The sequence below is a fragment of the Ruegeria sp. HKCCA5463 genome (genome assembly GCF_013034175.1).
Taxonomy (GTDB): Bacteria; Pseudomonadota; Alphaproteobacteria; order Rhodobacterales; family Rhodobacteraceae; genus Ruegeria.
The window spans coordinates 476,770-495,861 of the sequence record NZ_WQFL01000001.1 but is presented as its reverse complement, the minus strand read 5'-3'; the positions used below and the strand labels follow the sequence as shown (position 1 = coordinate 495,861).

Sequence of the window (19,092 nt, the reverse complement as noted above, 5' to 3'; positions counted from 1 at the left end):
CGCTGAGAAGTTAGTGAATGAACTTCACAACCTCCGCACCCTCGGCCGCCGATACGCCCCCGCGGGCCCTACAACCAACTCATGCAGCGCCCAGACCAGCGCGTCGACGCGGTCGGGCGAGCCCTGCCCCTCGAACCCGCGCGCGGTCATCTGGCACATCTGTTCCTCCAGCGCGTCCAGCCCGGCCACATGGAGCACCCTCCCCTGTTCGTACAGCGCCGCCACCGGCTCGGCCCGTGCGACCTTGCCACGTGAGGCCCGCACCGCCCGGAACGGGACCAGAGGGTCCACCTGCCGCACCACCTCTTCCACCAGCTGCCCGCCCTGATTGACCTCGGCCACCAGCCGTTCTGCGCCAAACTCGTCCATCGCGTCAATTGCCGCCTGCGCCCAGCCCGCCGGGCCAACGCACTGCACCGTCCGATCAGCCAGCACATAGGCGCGCCAGTCCTCGGGCGGGCCTTGCAATTGCGCGCCCACCACCACGATCCCGCAGGCATCGGCGCTTGATCCCGCCGTCACCGCCGGGTCCAGCGCAACGACGATGCGATCCAGCTCGGGCACTGCCTCGACCCGCGCCGCATCCAGCATCGAGCCTGTCCACAACGCCCCTTCGGCATCGGCCAGCAGCACCCCGTCCAGCTCCTGCCGCCCCAGCCGCGTGCCCGCATAACGCGCGCGCACCTCGTCCAGAAATAAAGCCGCCAGGTTGGCCCGGTTCGCCTCGGTCGGAGCATGGGTCTGAACCGTGGACGGCGAGGCCAGCAGATCCTTCAGCACTTTCACGTTGCGCGGCGTCGTGGTCACGCAGACCCGAGGCTGATCCCCCAACCGCAGCGCAAATTGAAGCATGTCCCAGGTCTCGCCGGCCTTCTTCCACTTGGCCAACTCATCCACCCATGCCGCATCGAATTGCGGGCCGCGCAGCCCCTCGGGATCATGCGCCGAAAACGCCTGCGCCTCGGCCCCGTTGGGCCAGATCAGTTTGCGCTCGGATGCCTTCCACACCGGCCGACGATCCGGCGGCGAGCATTGCAAAATCCCGCTATCGCCAAAAATCATCACATCGCGTACCTGATCGAAGGTCTCACCAACCAAAGCCACCCGACAGGCCTGGCCCTTATCCAATGGCAAAGACCCCTCGACCATCGACCGCACCCACTCGGCCCCGGCGCGTGTCTTGCCCGCACCGCGTCCGCCCATGATCACCCAGGACCGCCAGTCGCCCTCGGGTGGCAGCTGATGCGGCAGCGCCCAGAATTCGAACAGGAAAGGGAGGGCACACAGCCCTCCCTCCCCGATCTCACTCAGAAATCTGTTCTGCACCGCAACAGGCGCGGAGGCGAGCCAGCCTGCACCCGACTTCAAACCGAGCTCGGTCAAGATCGAGCGCGTACCCTCCTTGGGCAATTCCGGCTTGTCTGTGATGTTGTTCGACAAAGCTTGTCTCCACTTTCTGACAACTTCGGATCAGCCCCTCTAACTGCCCGAGTTGCTTGGCTGAACCAGCAAGATCTGCATCCTCCCCGGCTCCGATCTGTTTGCGCAGGTCTTCCGCCGCTTGCCGCAGATCGCGAATGGACCTCTCAAGCGACTGCAACAATTCAGCCGTCTGGGAAATCCGCTCTTCCGGGGTAATCAAAGTCATGTTTGCCTGTGACCTCATGCGTGAGTTTTCTCCGCACGAGAGAAGCAAAAAACGGCCACCGGGTCGCCCCGGGGCCGTTGCCCACTTCCTCTAGCATGTCACAAGCTATACGGTATTAAGTGCGCAAAGTCAATGAGTTGCGCAACGTCGACGCAACACGCAGCGGTCGCTGTGTTGAGTTTTCCTTTACCTCTTACTCTCAGCTCTGGCCTGTCAAATCCTGCGCCAGCATCAGCGCATTCCTATCCGGATCATAAAACGTTGCCGTGCTGACCATACCCACAATCGTGTCCGTTTCACCGTCAAATTCCACCCCCGCAAGTTCCAACTTTCCGCGCGCCTCCGCGATATCCGCGACTTCGAAAACAGGCACGCAATTCCCCGGAGAGGCTTCGGCTTGTTCGCCCAGTCCCAAAGTGACACGGTCGACATTGGTTCGCAATTCGCTCCATCCCGCTTCATCAATGTGGTGGATAAGCTCAAATCCCAGCTTGGCGGCGTACCATTCCGCACTGGCATGTCGATCCCGAACGGACATCGCAAGTGTGATGGTGTTTTTCAATGAAACGAGCGACATAAGGCTTTTCCTTTTTTGAAAAATATATTTACTATACTTTATGGACATAAATACACTTGTCAAGCTGACGTCGCGGGCTTGGTCCCTGAAAATTCTTGCTCTGCTGCACGCCAAAGTTCCGGGCCGGCAAGCCCCGCTTTTGGCAGCGACCGACGCAAGCCGAACGGCCTTTGCAGCCAGCCTTTCTCATCTTATTGAACTTGGAATGATCGAAAGAAACCCCGGCCATGGGCACCCTTTACGTCCAGAATTTCGACTTACGCCATTCGGAACCCAGGCCGCCACGGTCGCCAGCAAGATAATTACTACCGCCCGCTCTGAGGATGAAATCAAACTTCTACGAAAATCATGGACTGTGCCAGTTCTGGCGTTGGCAGGCACCCCGCATCGTTTCTCGGCCATCAAATCAGGTCTTGCGGTTATTACAGATCGGGCGCTGTCCTCATCCCTTCACCAGTTGGAAGCACAAAACTGGATCCGACGCGACATTTACACAGCCGAGAGGATGCCATTTCCAACCTATCAAGCCGTGAATACTGGAATGGCGATCAACAGGGCCGTTGGTTTAACGCACTAATTCAATGGCAGTCCGGTGCCGCGAACAGTGCCTCTTTCAACTCAGAAGACCACCAGAAGACTTACCAGTGCTTGACATTCCATTGCGAAACCCTCATGTCCGCCACATCACAGCGCTGATGCGTGAGCCCGAGCGGACCTCGTCCGCCCCACAGCGCCAACTCATCATTCCAGTTCCCCATCACGCAGGGTTCTTGACGCGACGGCCGGATGGCGCAGGATGCACCTGCTCGTTCCGAGGTCTCGCACAACCCCTGCCGGTCGCCAACGCGCGACCCTTCATGACCTGTCCGCGGGCCAACGCTCCGGGCTGTAAAGGATAGTTATTTGTTCGACTTTGATATGCTGGGCCTTGCCCCGGCACTGAACGAGGCACTCAAACGCGCCAATTTCACTCAACCCACACCGATCCAGAACCAGGCGATTCCGCTTGCTCTGAATGGTCACGACATTCTGGGACTGGCGCAAACCGGCACCGGAAAGACATTGGCTTTCGGCCTGCCTCTGATCGATCACCTTCTGGCCCAACCCGGCAAGCCCGACCCGAAAACCGCCAAGGCACTGATCCTGGCGCCCACCCGCGAACTCGTGAACCAGATCGCCGACAGCCTGCGCACCCTGACGAAGGGCACCAAGCTGCGCGTGGCCACCGTTGTCGGTGGCCAATCGATCAACAAGCAGATAATGTTCCTTTCCCGTGGCACCGATATTCTGGTCGCCACACCGGGCCGCCTGATAGATCTGATGGAGCGGGGCGCGGTAAACCTCGGAGCGGTACGCCATCTGGTGCTGGACGAAGCAGACCAGATGCTTGACCTGGGCTTTATCCATGCACTGCGAAAAATCGCTCCTGCCCTGGGCACCCCACGCCAAACCATGTTGTTTTCGGCCACCATGCCGAAGCAGATGGAAGAGCTCAGCCGCGCTTACCTGACCAACCCGCAGCGGGTGCAGGTCTCGCCTCCGGGCAAAGCCGCAGACAAGATTACGCAATCTCTGCACTTCGTCTCCAAACCCGGGAAACCAGCCAAGCTGCGTGACATCCTGTCGAAGGACATGGATGCCCTGACACTGGTCTTTACCCGCACCAAACATGGCGCGGAACGGCTGATGAAAGGGCTTGTGGCCGATGGCTACAACGCCGCATCCATCCACGGCAACAAAAGCCAGGGTCAGCGTGATCGCGCGATCAAGGCGTTCCGCGCGGGTGACATCAACATTCTGGTGGCCACCGACGTTGCCGCCCGAGGCATCGACATCCCGGGCGTCGCCTACGTGATCAACTTCGACCTGCCCGAGGTACCTGACAACTACGTCCACCGTATCGGCCGCACTGCCCGCGCAGGGCGCGAGGGCGAAGCCATCGCCTTCTGTTCCGCGGAAGAAGTTGATCTGCTGCGCCAGATTCAAAAGCTAATGAAGATCGAGATTCCAGTTGCCAGTGGCGCGATGCCCGAAGCTGTGCAACCTGAAAAACCGGCGCGCCGCCCGAACAACCGTCGCCGGGGGTTCAAACCCAAATCCGCCGACGCGGGGTCAAAACCCGCAGCAAACAAACGGCGTCGCCCACGCGGCAAACGTCCGGCGGCCTAAGATCGGAACACAAAAAAGCCAACGCCGGTTCAATGACCGGCGTTGGCGCAACACGATGAACGAAACCATTTTTCGTTCAGATCAATTCCCCGAATTCTGCTCTGCCTCAATCTCGCGCCATTTGGCGACATTGCGATTATGCTCCTGCAAGGTTTCGGCAAATGCATGGCCGCCCGTGCCATCGGCAACGAAGAACACGAAATCCGTGTCATCCGGCGCAACAGCAGCTTCAAGGCTGGCCAAGCCCGGATTGGCAATCGGCGTCGGCGGCAAACCGTCTATCTGATAGGTGTTCCACGGGGTTGGTCGGTTCAGCTCGCTGCGGCGCAGCCCGCGCCCCAACGTGCCTTGCCCTTTGGTGACGCCATAGATGACGGTCGGGTCCGTCTGCAACCGCATCCCCTGTTTCAGCCGGTTCACAAAAACACTGGCCACTTGCCCGCGCTCTTCCGGAACTCCGGTTTCCTTTTCGATGATCGACGCAAGGATCAGCATTTCTTCGGGACTTTGCAGCGGCAACCCGTCCTGACGGCTCTCCCAAACGGCATTGATCCGCAATTGTTGCTTGTCCTGCATCGCCTGCAAAATGTCGGTACGGTCCTGGCCCGCCACAACATCGTAACTGTCAGGCGCCAGCATCCCTTCGGCCGGGATCTCGGTCACCTCACCTGTCAAAGCGTCGAACGCCTTCAACGCCTGGACCACCTGCCACGAGGTCGCACCTTCGGCCAGCGACACGCGGTAGCGGGTGTCCGCCTCGTTGCGTTTCTCGGTATAGGCCTCAGGCACCTCGTCTTCCGAGGGATCAAACGACGCGATTTCGACGAAATCCAGGGTCGCCGGGTTCAACTCGCGCACACGGGTCTGAGCACGCGTCACACCGATACGATACTCAATCTCGGATCCGCAGGTGCTGGCACCGCTGCTGGTAATTTCGTCGATGATCTGCTCCATCGACGCGCCTTCCCGCACCAGGAAGCTGCCGGCTTTCAACTGCTGTGCCCGATCCGTGTAATCGGCGGCCATCCGAAAGATCGTGGCACTGCGGATGGCGCCCTGCTCTTCCAGTTCCTGACTGACACGTGTCATGTTCGATCCGCTTCTGACCTGAAGGCAGATCGCGGTTTCAAGCGGGCCTTCGGCCTTGTACTGGGTCTGCCCCCAAAGGATCAGTCCACCCATCAGGAACAGGCCGACCACCAGAATGGTCAGCGCGTTCGAAGCAATGGCCCGCCACATTTAGTTGGCCTTTCCAAAGATCACGCTGGCATTGGTGCCGCCAAACCCGAACGAGTTCGACAGGGCCACGTTGATCTCTCGCTCACGCTTGGCGTTCGGGGCCAGATCAATCGGTGTCTCCACCGCGGGGTTGTCCAGGTTGATCGTCGGAGGTGCGACCTGATCGCGGATCGCCAGAATCGAGAAGATTGCCTCGATCGCCCCCGCTGCACCCAAAAGGTGACCGGTTGCCGATTTGGTCGACGTCATGGTGGCGTTCGCGGCGTGGTCTCCCAGCAGACGTTCGACCGCACCCAGTTCGATCGTATCCGCCATGGTCGAAGTGCCATGGGCGTTGATGTAGTCCAAGTCCTTCGGCTCCAGCCCGGCGCTGCGCAACGCGGCTTTCATCGAACGTTCTGCCCCGTCACCATCCTCGGACGGTGCCGTGATGTGATATGCGTCGCCCGACATGCCATAGCCCAGCACCTCGGCGTAGATCTTCGCACCGCGGGCCTTTGCGTGTTCATACTCTTCCAGGATGACGATGCCCGCACCTTCGCCCATGACGAATCCGTCGCGATCAACGTCATAGGGTCGGCTGGCCGCCTTCGGGTTGTCTGCATATTTGGTCGACAACGCCTTGCATGCGTTGAACCCGGCGATGCCGATTTCGCAGATGCAGCCTTCGCCGCCACCTGCAACCATGACGTCTGCGTCACCTGCCCGAATGATACGGCTGGCGTCACCGATTGCATGGGCACCGGTGGAACACGCCGTCACGACCGAATGGTTCGGCCCCTTGAAGCCGTGCCGGATCGACACCTGACCTGATGCCAGGTTGATCAGAGCGCCCGGAATAAAGAACGGTGAAACCCGGCGCGGGCCCTTGTCGCGGATCAGATTGGCTGTATTCGCGATCGAACCCAACCCCCCGATGCCAGAACCGATCAGAACACCTGTTCGCAGGCGGTCCTCTTCATCTTCCGGCAACCAGTTCGCATCCTTGCAGGCCATTTCTGCGGCTGCGATGGAATACAGGATAAAGTCCTCAATCTTGCGCTGCTCTTTCGGCGGCATCCAGTCATCGGGATTGAAGGTCCCGTCGGTTCCATCCCCGCGGGGCACCTCACAAGCGTAGGTCGTGGCGACACCACTGCCTTCCGCATCAAAATGCGTGATGGGACCAGCGCCGGACTCTCCGTCCAGCAGCCGCGACCAGGTTTCCTCGACCCCGCTGGCCAAAGGAGTGACCAATCCAAGACCGGTTACAACGACTCTGCGCATGAAGTGCCTCTTGCCTGCTTCCTGTTATGAGAACCGCTCTTACCCCGGCCCGGGGTGCGGGGGCAAGAGCAACGGCGATTTCAGGCGGGCTTCCCGCCGCCGGGCAACCGAAGCAGTACCGCTGTGGGTTACGGAAATCGGTGCCCGCCCTTTCACGGATCTAGTTGAAAGGGCGAAGCGTGTTTATTGGAACTGTGCCACCGGCTCATGCGCCGATTTTGCCATTTCCAGTGCATCCGTCAGGTCAAGTGTCTTTCGAAACAGTGCACGTCCCACGATTGCACCCGAGATATTGGGAATATAGGCCAGCCGCGAGATGTCATCCGCGGTACGTACAACCCCGCTCGCTATCACAGGGGTGCGCGAATGGCTGGCAAGCCCCGAGATCAGGCCAAGCTGAGCCTCGACGTCCTCCATATCGCTGTCGATATCCGTCACCACGATAGCAGCAAATGGCGCTCCTTCGAATGCGTCGATAAACGCTTCGGGCGTGAATACGCTTTGGCTGCGCCAGCCATCCGTCATTACATAACCTTGCCAGACATCGACCGACAGCACGATTTGATCCGGGTAGAGCGTGGCCAATTCCTTGACCAGTTTCGGTTCGCGCGCTGCCAGCGTCCCGATCACGACGCGACCGACGCCCTTGTCGATCCAGCGTTCGACCTGTTCGCGGGTCCGCATACCCCCCGCCAACTGAACCGGGATTTCGGCCGCGCGGATAATCTCTTCAATCAATTCGACGTTGGTATCCTTGCCTTCGATCGCGTCGAAATCGGTCAGATGCATCCATTCGGCACCCGCTTCGGCCCAGCTTCGCGCTGTTTCGACTGGGTTTACATGCCAAATCATAGCGTTGTCCAAACGACCTTTGTCTAACGTGACACACCGGCCGTTCTGCAATTCCATAGTGGGGTATATCCTCATGAGCTCGGTCCTCCGCTCAATCGCTCTGAAAATCCCCGGAAGCATACACCTTGAACGCCCTCCCAATATCACCGGGATCGGCACAGTTTGGCCATTTTGCGGCATAGTGTTAAGTTGGCGGATTTACGCGAGCGCAGGTGGGCCGTTGCGCCGAAGCAAATGCACCGGGGTTTGATTATACACCCCTTCCCGCATCAATACATAGCCCAGCTTTTTGGCAAGCTTCTGCGACGAGGCGTTGGACGCATTCACCATCGCAACCAAAGGCCCGGGAATCACCCGGTCAAACCAGTCATGCGCTGCCTTGGCCGCCTCATACCCCAGGCCCTGCCCCTGCGCCTCGGGCGCCAGAACCCAGCCCGCCTCGGGAAAGCCGTCGAAATCATCGCCCATCTGACGGTTTCCGTAAAAGAAACCGGCCTGTCCGATCAGCTTTCGATTCGATTGTTGCAGCACACCCCATTGTCCAAACCCGGCCATGTGCCAATGCCCGGCATTGCGCAAAAAGGAATCCCATGCCTCTCCGCGCGATCGGGGTGAGCCGCCAATATGCTGAACGACGCACGGATCTCTCCAGATCTCGGCGAACCGGTCAAAGTCCTCCGGGCGCATGGCACACAGCGTCAAACGCGCGGTATTTATCATGGGAGTGGATCTTATCATGCCCTGTCCACTTTGAATTTTGCCTCAATGGAAACAGTGCGCATCCGAAAATGCACGCGCAAGCATGAATTTTGAGCGGGCATAAAAAAACGGCGCCTCCGTTGCCCGGAAGCGCCGCTTTTGATCAGAAGGAAACGCTTAGGACGCTTCGCTGATGAATTTGACCGCGTCGCCGAAGGTCTGGATGGTCTCGGCTGCGTCATCGGGGATTTCGATGCCGAACTCTTCTTCGAAGGCCATGACCAGTTCAACGGTGTCCAGGCTGTCTGCGCCCAGATCATCGATGAAAGACGCGTTTTCCGCGACTTTATCTTCTTCAACACCCAGGTGCTCAACAACGATCTTCTTAACGCGATCTGCGACGTCGCTCATGTCTATTCCTCATTCCTTTACAGGGCGGTCTGCCCGATTCTGCCCTTGCCCGCACGGGTTGGCTTTGATTTGCCCGTTTCGGGCGGTTTGGGTCCCGGCGAACCGGGAAGTCGAAGGCCGACCTGAACAACCGGCCCCGCATAGATGCGCCGCCTATAGCATAGTCGACGCAAGAGGCAAACGCTTTCGCGCTGCCCCTGTGGCGATCACAACATGGCCATACCACCGTTCACATGCAAGGTGCTTCCGGTAACATAACCCGCTTCGGGGCTGGCAAGATACAGAACAGCCGCTGCAATTTCTTCGGGTTCACCCATGCGGCCCGCCGGAACCTTGAGCAACAGACCCTTTTTCTGCTCCTCGGTCAGCTTCTCGGTCATTGCAGTCGTTATAAAACCCGGTGCCACGGCATTAACGGTAATTCCGCGCGTTGCCACTTCGTGAGCCAAAGCCTTGGAAAACCCTATTATCCCGGCTTTTGACGCAGCATAGTTGGCCTGCCCCGGGTTGCCAATTGCGGCCACCACGGACGAGACATTCACGATCCGGCCCCAGCGTGACTTCATCATGCCGCGGATCACACCTTTGCATAGTTTCATCGTCGAGGTCATGTTCACGTCTATCACGCTCTGCCATTCCTCGTCGGACATGCGCATGAACAGGTTGTCGCGCGTGATACCCGCATTGTTCACCAGGATATCCACCGATCCCATCGCCTCGACCGCTTGCTTTGGCAACGCTTCTACGGCTTCCGGATCGCTCAGATTGCAAGGCAGCACATGCGCGCGTTCGCCCAGTTCGTCTGCCAGAGCCTGCAATGGTTCGACTCGTGTACCGGACAATCCGACCGCTGCGCCAGCACCGTGCAACGCACGTGCAATGTCGCCTCCGATACCGCCCGAAGCACCGGTGATCAGCGCATTTTTACCTGTCAAATCAAACATTCGGTTTTCCTCTTGGTGCGTCGGCCACGACGCTTTTTGAGCTTACGATTCGGCCTGAATGGCCTTTTGAACATCTTCCGGTGTGCCCACAGCCTTGCCTGCAATGGCACGATCGATCTTGCGGATCATGCCGGACAAGGCTTTGCCAGCACCGATTTCCCACGTTTCAGTCACGCCCTGCGCGGCCATGAACTGAACGCTTTCACGCCAGCGAACCGACCCCGTCACCTGTTCCACCAGCAACTGACGTATCAGATCCGGATCACTGACGGCTTCGGCGCGCACATTGGCCACCAAAGGCACGGAAGGCGCCTTAATCTCGACGGCAGCAAGCGCTTCCGCCATGACATCTGCCGCAGGCTGCATCAGCGCACAGTGAAATGGAGCACTTACAGGCAACATAACAGCACGTTTTGCGCCTTTTTCTTTGGCAATCTCGGCGGCACGCTCGACAGCAGCCTTGGAACCGGACACAACGACCTGGGTTGGATCGTTGTCATTGGCAGCCTGACAGACCTGCCCCTGCGCGGCTTCTTCAGCAACGGCGCGCACCGCCTCCAGATCCAATCCAAGAATGGCCGCCATTGCGCCCTCGCCGACCGGTACGGCACTTTGCATCGCCAGACCGCGGGTGCGCAGCAGGCGCGCGGTGTCCGCAACCGACAAAGCCCCCGCAGCTGCAAGGGCCGAGTATTCACCCAAGGAATGACCTGCCACGAAAGCCGCCTGACCAACCGAAACGCCTTCGGCTTCCAGCGCACGCATTGCCGCCATGGATGTCGCCATAAGAGCCGGCTGGGCATTCTGAGTCAGCGTCAAGTCGGCGATGTCGCCTTCCCAGATCACGTGGCTCAGCTTCTCTCCCAGCGCCTCGTCCACCTCATCGAAGACGGCCTGCGCCGCCGGATAGGCATCGGCCAGTGCTTTGCCCATACCGATGGTCTGGGCGCCCTGCCCCGGAAAAACGAACGCGAGTGTCATTGCAACCTCATGGATGATGTCAGGTTGCGGCGGGGTGTAAACTGACTGATCGTCTGGCACAAGCTCTGCCTGTGTTCTGCATTCTGGCACCTTGGCTGTGCACAAGCGCTTACTTGTGTCGACCTCCGATAACCTTAACTTGAGCGCAGCACAGAATCCCGGAGCGTTGCACCCATGGCCTCGACCAATTCCTTCTCAAGCTACGGAAGTGTCGCAAAGACGTTTCACTGGCTCACCGCGTTGCTGATTTTCACGGCCCTGCCGCTCGGCTGGATCGCGGACAATCTGGCCCACGCCGTATTGCATGCCTCCACAGCCCCAAGCGAGGCCGAAATCGCACGCGCGGCGCGCATGTTCTCATTGCACAAAACCGTAGGCGTCACCGTGTTCTTCGTTGCTTTGGCTCGGATAATGTGGGCCTTCACGCAAACCAAGCCCGGCCTGCTGAATGCCGACAACAAGCCCGAGGCTTTTGCCGCCGAAACTGTCCACTGGCTTCTTTATGGGTCACTGGTGCTTGTGCCACTGACCGGTTGGGTGCACCACGCCGCAACCGAAGGGTTTGCTCCAATCCTCTGGCCCTTCGGCCAAAATCTGCCTTTTGTACCGAAATCAACCATTGTGGCCGAGGTGACAGGCGTTCTGCATTGGCTGTTCATGTGGACGCTCGTCGGCGCGCTGGTCCTGCATGTTGCCGGAGCGTTGAAGCATCACGTCATAGACAAAGACAGCACGTTGCGCAGGATGTTGCCGGGTGGGTCGGACGCACCGGAGCCTCCACACCAGCATCGTTCCCTTGTGCCCGCCGTCGCCGCGGTGGCCGTTTGGGCGCTTGTCCTCACCGGTGGCTGGGTCTCTGGCGAATTTGCGCGTGAGGCCGACGATGATGACGCCGACGTCCAACTGGCCGAGGTGCAATCAGACTGGCAGGTTCAGAACGGCACCTTGTCCATTACGATCTCGCAATTGGGCAGCCCGGTCACCGGCTCGTTTTCCGACTGGACAGCCGCAATTGCTTTTGACGACCCGGCCGAGCCTGGCCCGGCCGGGTCCGTCGAGGTCACGATCGCAATAGGTTCTCTCAGCCTCGGAACCGTAACCGAACAGGCCATGGGTGCGGATTTCTTCAACAACGCCCAGTTTCCGACGGCCCAGTTCGCGGCTGACCTTTTCAAAACCGAAAGCGGATATGAGGCACGCGGACCACTGACAATCCGCGACAAGACGATCGATATCATACTACCGTTTTCACTTGACCTTCAGGACGACACCGCGACCATGACAGGCTCGGTTGATCTGAACAGGTTGGATTTCGGCATCGGCGCATCGCAGCCCACCGAAGATTCTCTCGGCTTCACCGTCACCGTCACTGTGGAACTCGCCGCGTCCCGCAGTCAGTGATGCCAAAAAATACCGCCGGCGATAGGATCACCGGCGGTTTTCGTGTTCGTTGCCTCGCGCTTATTCGGCTTTTTGCGCTTCCACCGAGATCTGCACCTGCACTTCGTCACTGACAAACGGTGCGAACTGGCCCAGATCAAATTCACTGCGGACAAGGGTCGTGGTGGCGTCGAAACCGGCCCATGGCTTGTTCGCCATTGGATGGGTATCAACCTTGTTCAGTTTGGCATCCAGAACAACGGATTTGGTCACGCCGTTCATGGTGAGGTCGCCGGTGATCTTGGCAGTGTCTTCACCGGTCACTTCGATACCCGTCGAGGTAAAGGTGATCAGATCGCCCTCGGTCGCACCAAAGAAATCCTCGGTCATGAAGTGATCTTCACGCGGCTTCCAACCGGTGAACATCTCCAATACCGGCATCGACACGCTCACGCTGGAAGCGGCGGGATTTTCCTGATCAAACATGATCTCGCCCTCAAAGCCCGAGAACATGCCGGTTGTGGTTGAAAAGCCCAAGTGATCATAACTGAAGACAACCTGGCTGTGGCTCGGGTCCAGCACGTATTTCTCGGCGCTGGCGAATGCCGTGGTCGCCGATACGGCCAGTGCAGCAGCAAGAAGGGTGGATTTCATAACAATCTCCGCGTTTTTGTGAATGCAACCCGGCAGGGTTGCTCACAAACAAAATGTGCCGCCTGTCGGCGGCACACAACCTTTTTCGAGTCACAACATCTGTTCCTTTTTGAACAGAATAAAGTTCAGCCGAAAATTGTTACGCTCTTGCTCAGTTGCCCTTTCAACGCTCGGCTGACATCCGCCGATTCAAGGGGCAGCTTCATCAAAAGGCTCCCATCTACATCAAACAAGTGGACTTCGTTTTCTTCAAAACGTGCACCACCCAGCGATTCATAGCTGCGGCGCAGCACCGTCTGAGGGCGTCCGTCTTCGTTCTTTTGCAGAACACGGACTTCGCGGCGGATCGGGTCGAAATAGGCATCCGGGCGCTGATCAAGAACTTCAATTGTCAGCAAACTGACACCGACGATCAGAAACAGCATGGATGCCACCATCTTGATCGGCCAGACATCTGCGCCAACGATCGAACCCGGCATCAGCCACATCGAAAACGCCGAAAAGATCAGAAACGCTCCGGCCAACCGCGCCAGGATCAAACGGGCCTTCCAGTTTGGCGCGAAGGCAATCATTACCGGCACCGAATGCTCAAAGCGCGAGCCTGCCGCCTCTTCCCGGTATGTGTTTGTATTGGTCGCGGTCATAACACTTCACCTTTTATCAGGTTACTGTCGAATTTCTGTTTGGTCCGGGTAACGTCCGGTATGCAAAACAACTTTGAGCCGAAAAGCGTCAGCATTTGGGCGGCCCAAAGGAAATTGGGCGGCGTCTCAAAGGCATATGTGGCGGGGCTTGCTCCTGCGGTTCAAACGTGTATACGGAGCCATCCTTCGCAATCAGATGAATCGCGCAGCCTCTCGTGGCAGGGTCGCGGAGGACCGAATGGCCCCGCCTATGAAATGCGCCTTGACATAAACAGGAGTGCACATGCCACTGTATGAGCATGTAATGATCGCGCGTCAGGATCTGTCCAACGCGCAGGCGGAAAGCCTCGTCGAACATTTCGGCACCGTTCTGGCTGACAACGGCGGCAAGCTGGTTGATAGCGAGTACTGGGGCGTCAAGACGATGGCCTACAAGATCAACAAGAACCGCAAGGGCCACTACGCCTTCCTGAAAACCGATGCGCCCTCGGGTGCGGTTCAGGAAATGGAACGCCTGATGCGCCTGCATGATGACGTCATGCGCGTTCTGACCATCAAGGTCGACGGTCACGAAGACGGCCCGTCGGTTCAGATGCAGAAGCGTGACGAACGTGGCGACCGCCGCGAGCGTCGTTGATCACTGCCTGAGGAAAGGACACTAAACCATGGCCGCAAAACCATTTTTCCGCCGCCGCAAGGTCTGCCCGTTCTCGGGTGAGAACGCGCCGAAAATCGACTACAAAGACACTCGTCTGCTGCAACGCTACATCTCTGAGCGTGGCAAGATCGTACCTTCGCGCATCACCGCCGTTTCGGCGAAAAAGCAGCGTGAACTGGCCCGTGCTATCAAGCGCGCCCGCTTCCTCGCCCTGCTGCCCTACGCAGTGAAGTAAGGAGAGACTGATATGCAAGTTATCCTGCTGGAACGCGTTGCGAAACTGGGTCAAATGGGCGACGTCGTTGACGTCAAGCCCGGCTACGCCCGCAACTTCCTGCTGCCTCAGGGCAAAGCTCTGAGCGCCTCGGACGCCAACATCGCGTCGTTCGAAGCCCAGAAAGCGCAGCTTGAGGCACGCAACCTGGAAACCAAGAAAGAGGCTGAAGCACTGGCTGAAAAGCTGGACGGACAGCAGTTCATCGTGATTCGCTCGGCATCGGATGCTGGCGCTCTGTACGGCTCGGTCACCCCGCGTGACGCCGCAGAGGCTGCAACCGAAGCTGGTTTCACCGTCGACAAAAAGCAGGTTGTTCTGGTCAATCCGATCAAGGAACTGGGTCTGCACTCGGTTGCAGTCAAGCTGCACCCCGAAGTCGAAGTTGAAATCAAGATGAACGTGGCGCGTTCGGAAGAAGAAGCCGAACTTCAGGCCTCGGGCAAATCGATCCAGGAACTGGCCGCCGAAGAAGAAGCAGCCGCTGAATTCGAGATCGCCGAACTGTTCGACGACATCGGCTCGGCTGCATCCGAGGACGAAGAGCTGGCTCCGGAAGCCGCTCCTGCCGAGGAAGACGAAGCCAAAGCCTGATCCGGCAAGGTTTCGAACACAACAAAGGCCGTGCTTCAGCGCGGCCTTTTTTGTCTCCGAGCCAAACCAGCAAATTTTAGCCCAACTCCATCCATAATCTTGCAGCCAAATACTCAGGCCATATCATTGCCACTCGAAACCCCGGAGAAACGTATGCCCCTGTTCACCCGTCGCAATCTCATGGCACTCTTACTGACAGCCCCGTTGGTTGCCTGCGGTGCAGGAGAAGTATCCAAGGCGGAAACACCGCAATTCAATCCTCCGCTCTATCCAAACGAAACGCCAGAACTTCGCGCGTCGATCAACAAATGGGCGGACCACTACGAGCTTCCGCGAGAGCTTGTTCACAAGCTTGCTATTCGTGAAAGCACGCATCGCCCCTGGGCGGTCAACCGGCCCTATTATGGGTTGTTGCAAATCCTTCCGGCCACCGCACGATCCATGGGATACACCGGAAACGCCAAAGGCTTGTTGGACGCGGACACCAACCTTGAGTTCGCCGGGAAATACCTTCGGGGTGCCTGGCTTTTGTCTGATGGCAACCAGGATCGGGCCATATTTCTTTATGCCAAGGGCTTTTACCCCGAAGCCAAAGCGCGCGGATTGTTGGTGAAAACTGGGCTGAAACCCGCCAACTGACGGTGATTAGCGTCAGAAAGCCGCGTGAAATTAGCACTTTTTGCCGAATAGTGACAAAAATGTTCTATTGAATGTCTCATTATTTGGAATTGCGCAGACAATTAGTACCTCGCCTTGTCATGTTTCGGAAAGTATGGTGTTCTGGCTCGGTGAGGTAAACGGGTTCCACTCTGTGTTATATGCATGCTCGACGACACCATCGGGCTGTAAGATGGGCCGCAGCTGGTAGGCACCACATGGAAATTGTCGATCTGAGCACTCTGCCGGATTCAGAAGTTCGATACACCGAATTTCTAAGGCAAATCTGTGAGAAGCATGATATGGATCATGCTGCTTATGCTGGCATGAACCCTGCTGCCGGCACGGTTGCCGGCTTTGTTACCTATGACGACGCATGGAATGAGCACTACCAAAACCAGGGTCTGATCATGATTGATCCGACCATCCATATGGCCCGCCGCAGCATCGCGCCAGTGGATTGGAGCCGACTTGAGCGCAGCCCCGACTTCCAACGTGTATTCCGGGATGCCCATGATTTTGGATTGCCAAACCAAGGCGTTACAATTCCCGTGCGCGGTCCCTACGGAGATATCGGCCTGCTGAGCGCAACGCGCAATTGCAGCAAAGAGGAATGGCGCAAGCTATACACGCATGTCATCAGTGACTTGCAATCGATGGCAGTGCACATCCATGACAATGTGGTTTCCTCAGACGAATTGACCAGCGCGCTGTATCATCCAACACTTTCCAGACGTGAGACAGAGATCTTGCAGTGGGTTGCGGCAGGGAAATCGCAACAGGACATCGGCGATATTTTGTCCATTTCACACCGAACCGTAGAAGTGCACTTGCGTTCCAGTCGAGAAAAGCTTAGTGCGCTGACCACCCCTCAGGCCGTTGGCCGGGCGATTGCAATTGGGCTTATTACCCCAAGTTAAACAAAAAAAACGCAAAATTTCGCCAAAATACGGGAAACCCCCAATAGAAAAATCCCCTGTGTCCGGTAACGTCTAAGTTACCGAACAACCACTCGAAGGGGGAAGAAATGATCATCGTGGTAGATGGCCTGAACAGACATATGTTCAGTGAAGTTCTTGATGAAATGTTCGAGTTGAGAGCAAGAGTTTTTGGCGAACGCCTGGGATGGGACGTCAACATTGAAGATGGCAAAGAGATCGACGAGTTCGATCATCTGGACCCGGCCTATGTAATCGGACTCGACGATGAGGGGAATGTCGTCGCAGCCGTGCGTGCCCTCCAGACCACTGGACCACACATGTTGTCGGACGTCTTCTCGGCGATCCTTTGCGGCGAAGCACCACTTCGCAGTGCGACCATGTGGGAATCAACCCGTTTCTGCGTCGACACGCAACGGCTCACGCGTGGCAAAGAAAAGAACTCGGTCTCCTACGCGACTTGCGAGTTGATGATCGGATCTTTGGAATATGCGAAAAATGCAGGTATTCAGGACATCATCACCGTGATTGATCCGGTTATGGATAGGGTGTTGAAGCGTTCGAATTGCGCGCCTTACGACTATGTCGGTAAGACAGTTCCAATGGGTAAGGTTCACGCATTGGCCGCTCTGCTGGACTGCACCGAAGAACGCATCGCCGGCCTGCGTGAATTTGCGGGCATTCACGACGACGTCTTTATGGACGAAGAAGAAGCGTTAGCTCTGTTCGCCGCTAAGAAAGCCGCAGCACAGAACCCCGCGAACCAGGATCACAAACCACTCACCGATCTCGAGAAATATTTTGTGGAACAGATGAGCGCCGCAAAAACAGAAGCTGAACGGCAGGATGTCCTCAAGCTGATCGAAGCGCTCACGGATACGTTCACGCCAGAGCAAAGAACCGCTCTTTTGGAAACCCCCCGTGCTTTTGCTCATGAGGCCTGACCCCCTCACCTCATAGATACAAAAGCCACCCATGCGGAGCCGTCTGATTGCAGGCGGCTCCGTTTTTTGTCCCTTCTTCTGACGAAGGGAAGGAAGAGGATTACTCCTCTTCCAGTGCCTCAACGGCTTTCTTAAGGTCATCTTTGCTGACTTCCTTGTCAGTGACCTGAGCCAGCTCCAACACGTAGTCCACTACTTTGTCTTCAAAGATCGGGGCACGCAGCTGCTGTTGCATCTGTGCATTCTGTTGAACGAACTCGAAGAACTGACGTTCCTGACCCGGGTACTGACGTGCCTGGTTCATGATCGCCTGCGTCATCTCGGCGTCGGTAACTTCAACCTCGGCCTTCTGGCCCAGTTCAGCCAGCAACAGGCCCAGACGCACGCGACGCTCGGCCAGCTTGGTGTGCTCGTCCGTGGGCTCGATCGGGTCATGGTCGTGGCCTTCGACTTCTGGGTTTTCTTCGTGCCACAGTTGATGCGCAATCTGCTTGGCTTCGGCTTCAACCAGCGACGGCGGCAGATCGAACGACACCTTCTCGTCCAGCGCATCCAGCAAAGCGCGCTTGATCACGGCGCGCGATGCACCTGCATATTCAGCTTCCAGGCGCTCTGCGATCTGGCTTTTCAGGGCTTCAAGATCTTCGGCACCGAATTTTTTAGCCAGTTCGTCGTTCACTTCCGCAGCAACCGGTTCTTTGACTTCCTTGATGGTGCAGGTGAAAACAGCGTCTTTGCCCGCCAGATGCTCGGCGCCGTACTCTTCAGGGAACGTGACGTTGACGTCTTTTACTTCTTCGGCTTTCACGCCAACCAGCTGCTCTTCAAAGCCGGGGATGAAGCTGTTCGAGCCCAGAACCAGCGGGTAATCCTCGGCCGAACCACCTTCGAATTCCTCGCCGTCAACCTTACCGACGAAATCGAACACGATCTGGTCGCCGTCCTTGGCTTTTGACCCCTTGCGGCGCGCTTTGAAATCCTGAGCGGTTTCCGCCAGATTGTTAAGAGCTTCCTCGACGGCTGCTTCATCAGCCTTGACGATCAGCTTTTCCAACTCGACCGATTTCAGATCAACTTCCGGGATCGCTGGCAGCGCCTCGTAAGACATGGCGACTTCTACGTCATCGCCTTCTTTCCAGTCCTCATTGGTCATCTTGACCTCGGGCTGAAGCGCGGGGCGATCACCGCTGTCTTCAAAATGCTTGTTCATGGCGCCGTCGATGGTTTCCTGCATCGCCTCGCCCAACAGGCGCTGGCCGAACTGCTTTTTCAGCAGCGCCATCGGCACCTTGCCTTTGCGGAAACCTTTCATTTCGATTTCCGGCTGCGCTTCGGTCAGCTTTTCATTGACCTTCTCGTCCAGCTCGGCTGCTGACACAACGATGTTGTAGCCACGTTTCAGACCTTCGTTCAGCGTCTCGGTAACCTGCATTATGGTAGTCCCCATAGGATTCGGGGCGCGCAAAAAGGGCGCGCCGGGCAAATTTGAAGCCTTCTATTTGCCCTGCCGCCCGCGTGCAAGGGGCAAAGGCTGAATCCAGTGGTATTTGATCGCCAAAACCG

The 19,092-nt window shown here is 57.7% G+C and carries 21 protein-coding genes; 9 read left to right on the top strand and 12 right to left on the bottom strand.

The features are described from left to right. Window positions 1-24: 24 nt before the first annotated feature. The gene (locus tag GOW09_RS02450) at window positions 25-1,251 is read right to left on the bottom strand and encodes a DNA-packaging protein (RefSeq protein ID WP_171116502.1); all 1,227 of its coding nucleotides are present in this window, start codon (window positions 1,249-1,251) and stop codon (window positions 25-27) included. A 596-nt stretch (window positions 1,252-1,847) separates the two neighbouring features. Continuing rightward, complete coding sequence (locus tag GOW09_RS02445) at window positions 1,848-2,225, bottom strand: VOC family protein (RefSeq protein ID WP_171115385.1); 378 nt, start codon at window positions 2,223-2,225, stop codon at window positions 1,848-1,850. Between the two features lie 40 nt (window positions 2,226-2,265). Here GOW09_RS02445 and GOW09_RS02440 point away from each other — a divergent pair, with 40 nt between their 5' ends. Together GOW09_RS02440 and GOW09_RS02435 are read left to right on the top strand one after the other, a co-directional pair. Then, window positions 2,266-2,802, top strand: coding sequence for a winged helix-turn-helix transcriptional regulator (locus GOW09_RS02440; RefSeq protein WP_171115383.1), 537 nt, complete (start codon window positions 2,266-2,268; stop codon window positions 2,800-2,802). Between the two features lie 326 nt (window positions 2,803-3,128). Further along, entirely contained in the window at window positions 3,129-4,394 is a 1,266-nt protein-coding gene (locus GOW09_RS02435) for a DEAD/DEAH box helicase (protein ID WP_171115381.1), read from the top strand. A gap of 81 nt (window positions 4,395-4,475) precedes the next feature. On the opposite strand, the gene mltG is transcribed toward GOW09_RS02435, so the two are convergent. The 7 genes from mltG to fabD form a co-directional block, all read right to left on the bottom strand. Further along, window positions 4,476-5,633, bottom strand: coding sequence for an endolytic transglycosylase MltG (gene mltG, locus GOW09_RS02430; RefSeq protein ID WP_171115379.1), 1,158 nt, complete (start codon window positions 5,631-5,633; stop codon window positions 4,476-4,478). Continuing rightward, window positions 5,634-6,899: a beta-ketoacyl-ACP synthase II gene (gene fabF, locus GOW09_RS02425; protein ID WP_171115377.1), complete on the bottom strand. Its 1,266-nt coding sequence runs from the start codon at window positions 6,897-6,899 to the stop codon at window positions 5,634-5,636. Between the two features lie 183 nt (window positions 6,900-7,082). Next, complete coding sequence (locus tag GOW09_RS02420) at window positions 7,083-7,826, bottom strand: HisA/HisF-related TIM barrel protein (RefSeq protein ID WP_152458328.1); 744 nt, start codon at window positions 7,824-7,826, stop codon at window positions 7,083-7,085. Window positions 7,827-7,949: 123 nt separating this feature from the next. After that, window positions 7,950-8,489, bottom strand: a complete 540-nt coding sequence (locus GOW09_RS02415; protein ID WP_171115375.1) for a GNAT family N-acetyltransferase — start codon at window positions 8,487-8,489, stop codon at window positions 7,950-7,952. Window positions 8,490-8,627: 138 nt separating this feature from the next. Beyond that, window positions 8,628-8,861, bottom strand: coding sequence for an acyl carrier protein (locus tag GOW09_RS02410; RefSeq protein WP_008756330.1), 234 nt, complete (start codon window positions 8,859-8,861; stop codon window positions 8,628-8,630). 206 nt (window positions 8,862-9,067) lie between these two features. Continuing rightward, window positions 9,068-9,805, bottom strand: a complete 738-nt coding sequence (gene fabG / locus GOW09_RS02405; protein WP_171115373.1) for a 3-oxoacyl-[acyl-carrier-protein] reductase — start codon at window positions 9,803-9,805, stop codon at window positions 9,068-9,070. A gap of 42 nt (window positions 9,806-9,847) precedes the next feature. Continuing rightward, complete coding sequence (gene fabD, locus GOW09_RS02400) at window positions 9,848-10,786, bottom strand: ACP S-malonyltransferase (protein ID WP_171115371.1); 939 nt, start codon at window positions 10,784-10,786, stop codon at window positions 9,848-9,850. Between the two features lie 174 nt (window positions 10,787-10,960). On the opposite strand from fabD, the gene GOW09_RS02395 reads away from it, so the two are divergent. Further along, the gene (locus GOW09_RS02395) at window positions 10,961-12,187 is read left to right on the top strand and encodes a cytochrome b/b6 domain-containing protein (RefSeq protein WP_171115368.1); all 1,227 of its coding nucleotides are present in this window, start codon (window positions 10,961-10,963) and stop codon (window positions 12,185-12,187) included. A gap of 60 nt (window positions 12,188-12,247) precedes the next feature. Here the strand turns inward: GOW09_RS02395 and GOW09_RS02390 are convergent, their stop codons facing one another. Together GOW09_RS02390 and GOW09_RS02385 are read right to left on the bottom strand one after the other, a co-directional pair. Further along, window positions 12,248-12,820 (bottom strand): YceI family protein, encoded by a 573-nt coding sequence (locus tag GOW09_RS02390; RefSeq protein WP_171115366.1) that lies wholly within the window; start codon window positions 12,818-12,820, stop codon window positions 12,248-12,250. Window positions 12,821-12,945: 125 nt separating this feature from the next. Continuing rightward, window positions 12,946-13,464 carry a hypothetical protein gene (locus GOW09_RS02385; RefSeq protein WP_171115365.1) on the bottom strand — a complete coding sequence of 173 codons (519 nt, stop codon included), beginning with the start codon at window positions 13,462-13,464 and terminating at the stop codon, window positions 12,946-12,948. A gap of 283 nt (window positions 13,465-13,747) precedes the next feature. On the opposite strand from GOW09_RS02385, the gene rpsF reads away from it, so the two are divergent. From rpsF to GOW09_RS02355, 6 genes are all read left to right on the top strand, one after another. Beyond that, window positions 13,748-14,101, top strand: a complete 354-nt coding sequence (gene rpsF / locus GOW09_RS02380; RefSeq protein WP_152458335.1) for a 30S ribosomal protein S6 — start codon at window positions 13,748-13,750, stop codon at window positions 14,099-14,101. A 28-nt stretch (window positions 14,102-14,129) separates the two neighbouring features. Continuing rightward, window positions 14,130-14,357: a 30S ribosomal protein S18 gene (gene rpsR / locus GOW09_RS02375; protein WP_005608650.1), complete on the top strand. Its 228-nt coding sequence runs from the start codon at window positions 14,130-14,132 to the stop codon at window positions 14,355-14,357. Window positions 14,358-14,369: 12 nt separating this feature from the next. Next, entirely contained in the window at window positions 14,370-14,990 is a 621-nt protein-coding gene (gene rplI, locus GOW09_RS02370; protein ID WP_171115363.1) for a 50S ribosomal protein L9, read from the top strand. Between the two features lie 153 nt (window positions 14,991-15,143). Further along, window positions 15,144-15,629 (top strand): lytic transglycosylase domain-containing protein, encoded by a 486-nt coding sequence (locus tag GOW09_RS02365; protein WP_171115361.1) that lies wholly within the window; start codon window positions 15,144-15,146, stop codon window positions 15,627-15,629. A gap of 236 nt (window positions 15,630-15,865) precedes the next feature. After that, window positions 15,866-16,567, top strand: a complete 702-nt coding sequence (locus tag GOW09_RS02360) for an autoinducer binding domain-containing protein (protein ID WP_152458337.1) — start codon at window positions 15,866-15,868, stop codon at window positions 16,565-16,567. Between the two features lie 107 nt (window positions 16,568-16,674). Beyond that, a complete protein-coding gene (locus GOW09_RS02355; protein WP_171115359.1) occupies window positions 16,675-17,529 on the top strand; it encodes an acyl-homoserine-lactone synthase in 855 nt (284 codons plus the stop codon). A 100-nt stretch (window positions 17,530-17,629) separates the two neighbouring features. Here GOW09_RS02355 and tig read toward each other — a convergent pair whose 3' ends face one another. Continuing rightward, on the bottom strand, window positions 17,630-18,961 hold the full coding sequence (gene tig, locus GOW09_RS02350) for a trigger factor (RefSeq protein ID WP_171115357.1): 1,332 nt from the start codon (window positions 18,959-18,961) through the stop codon (window positions 17,630-17,632). Between the last annotated feature and the right edge of the window lie 131 nt (window positions 18,962-19,092).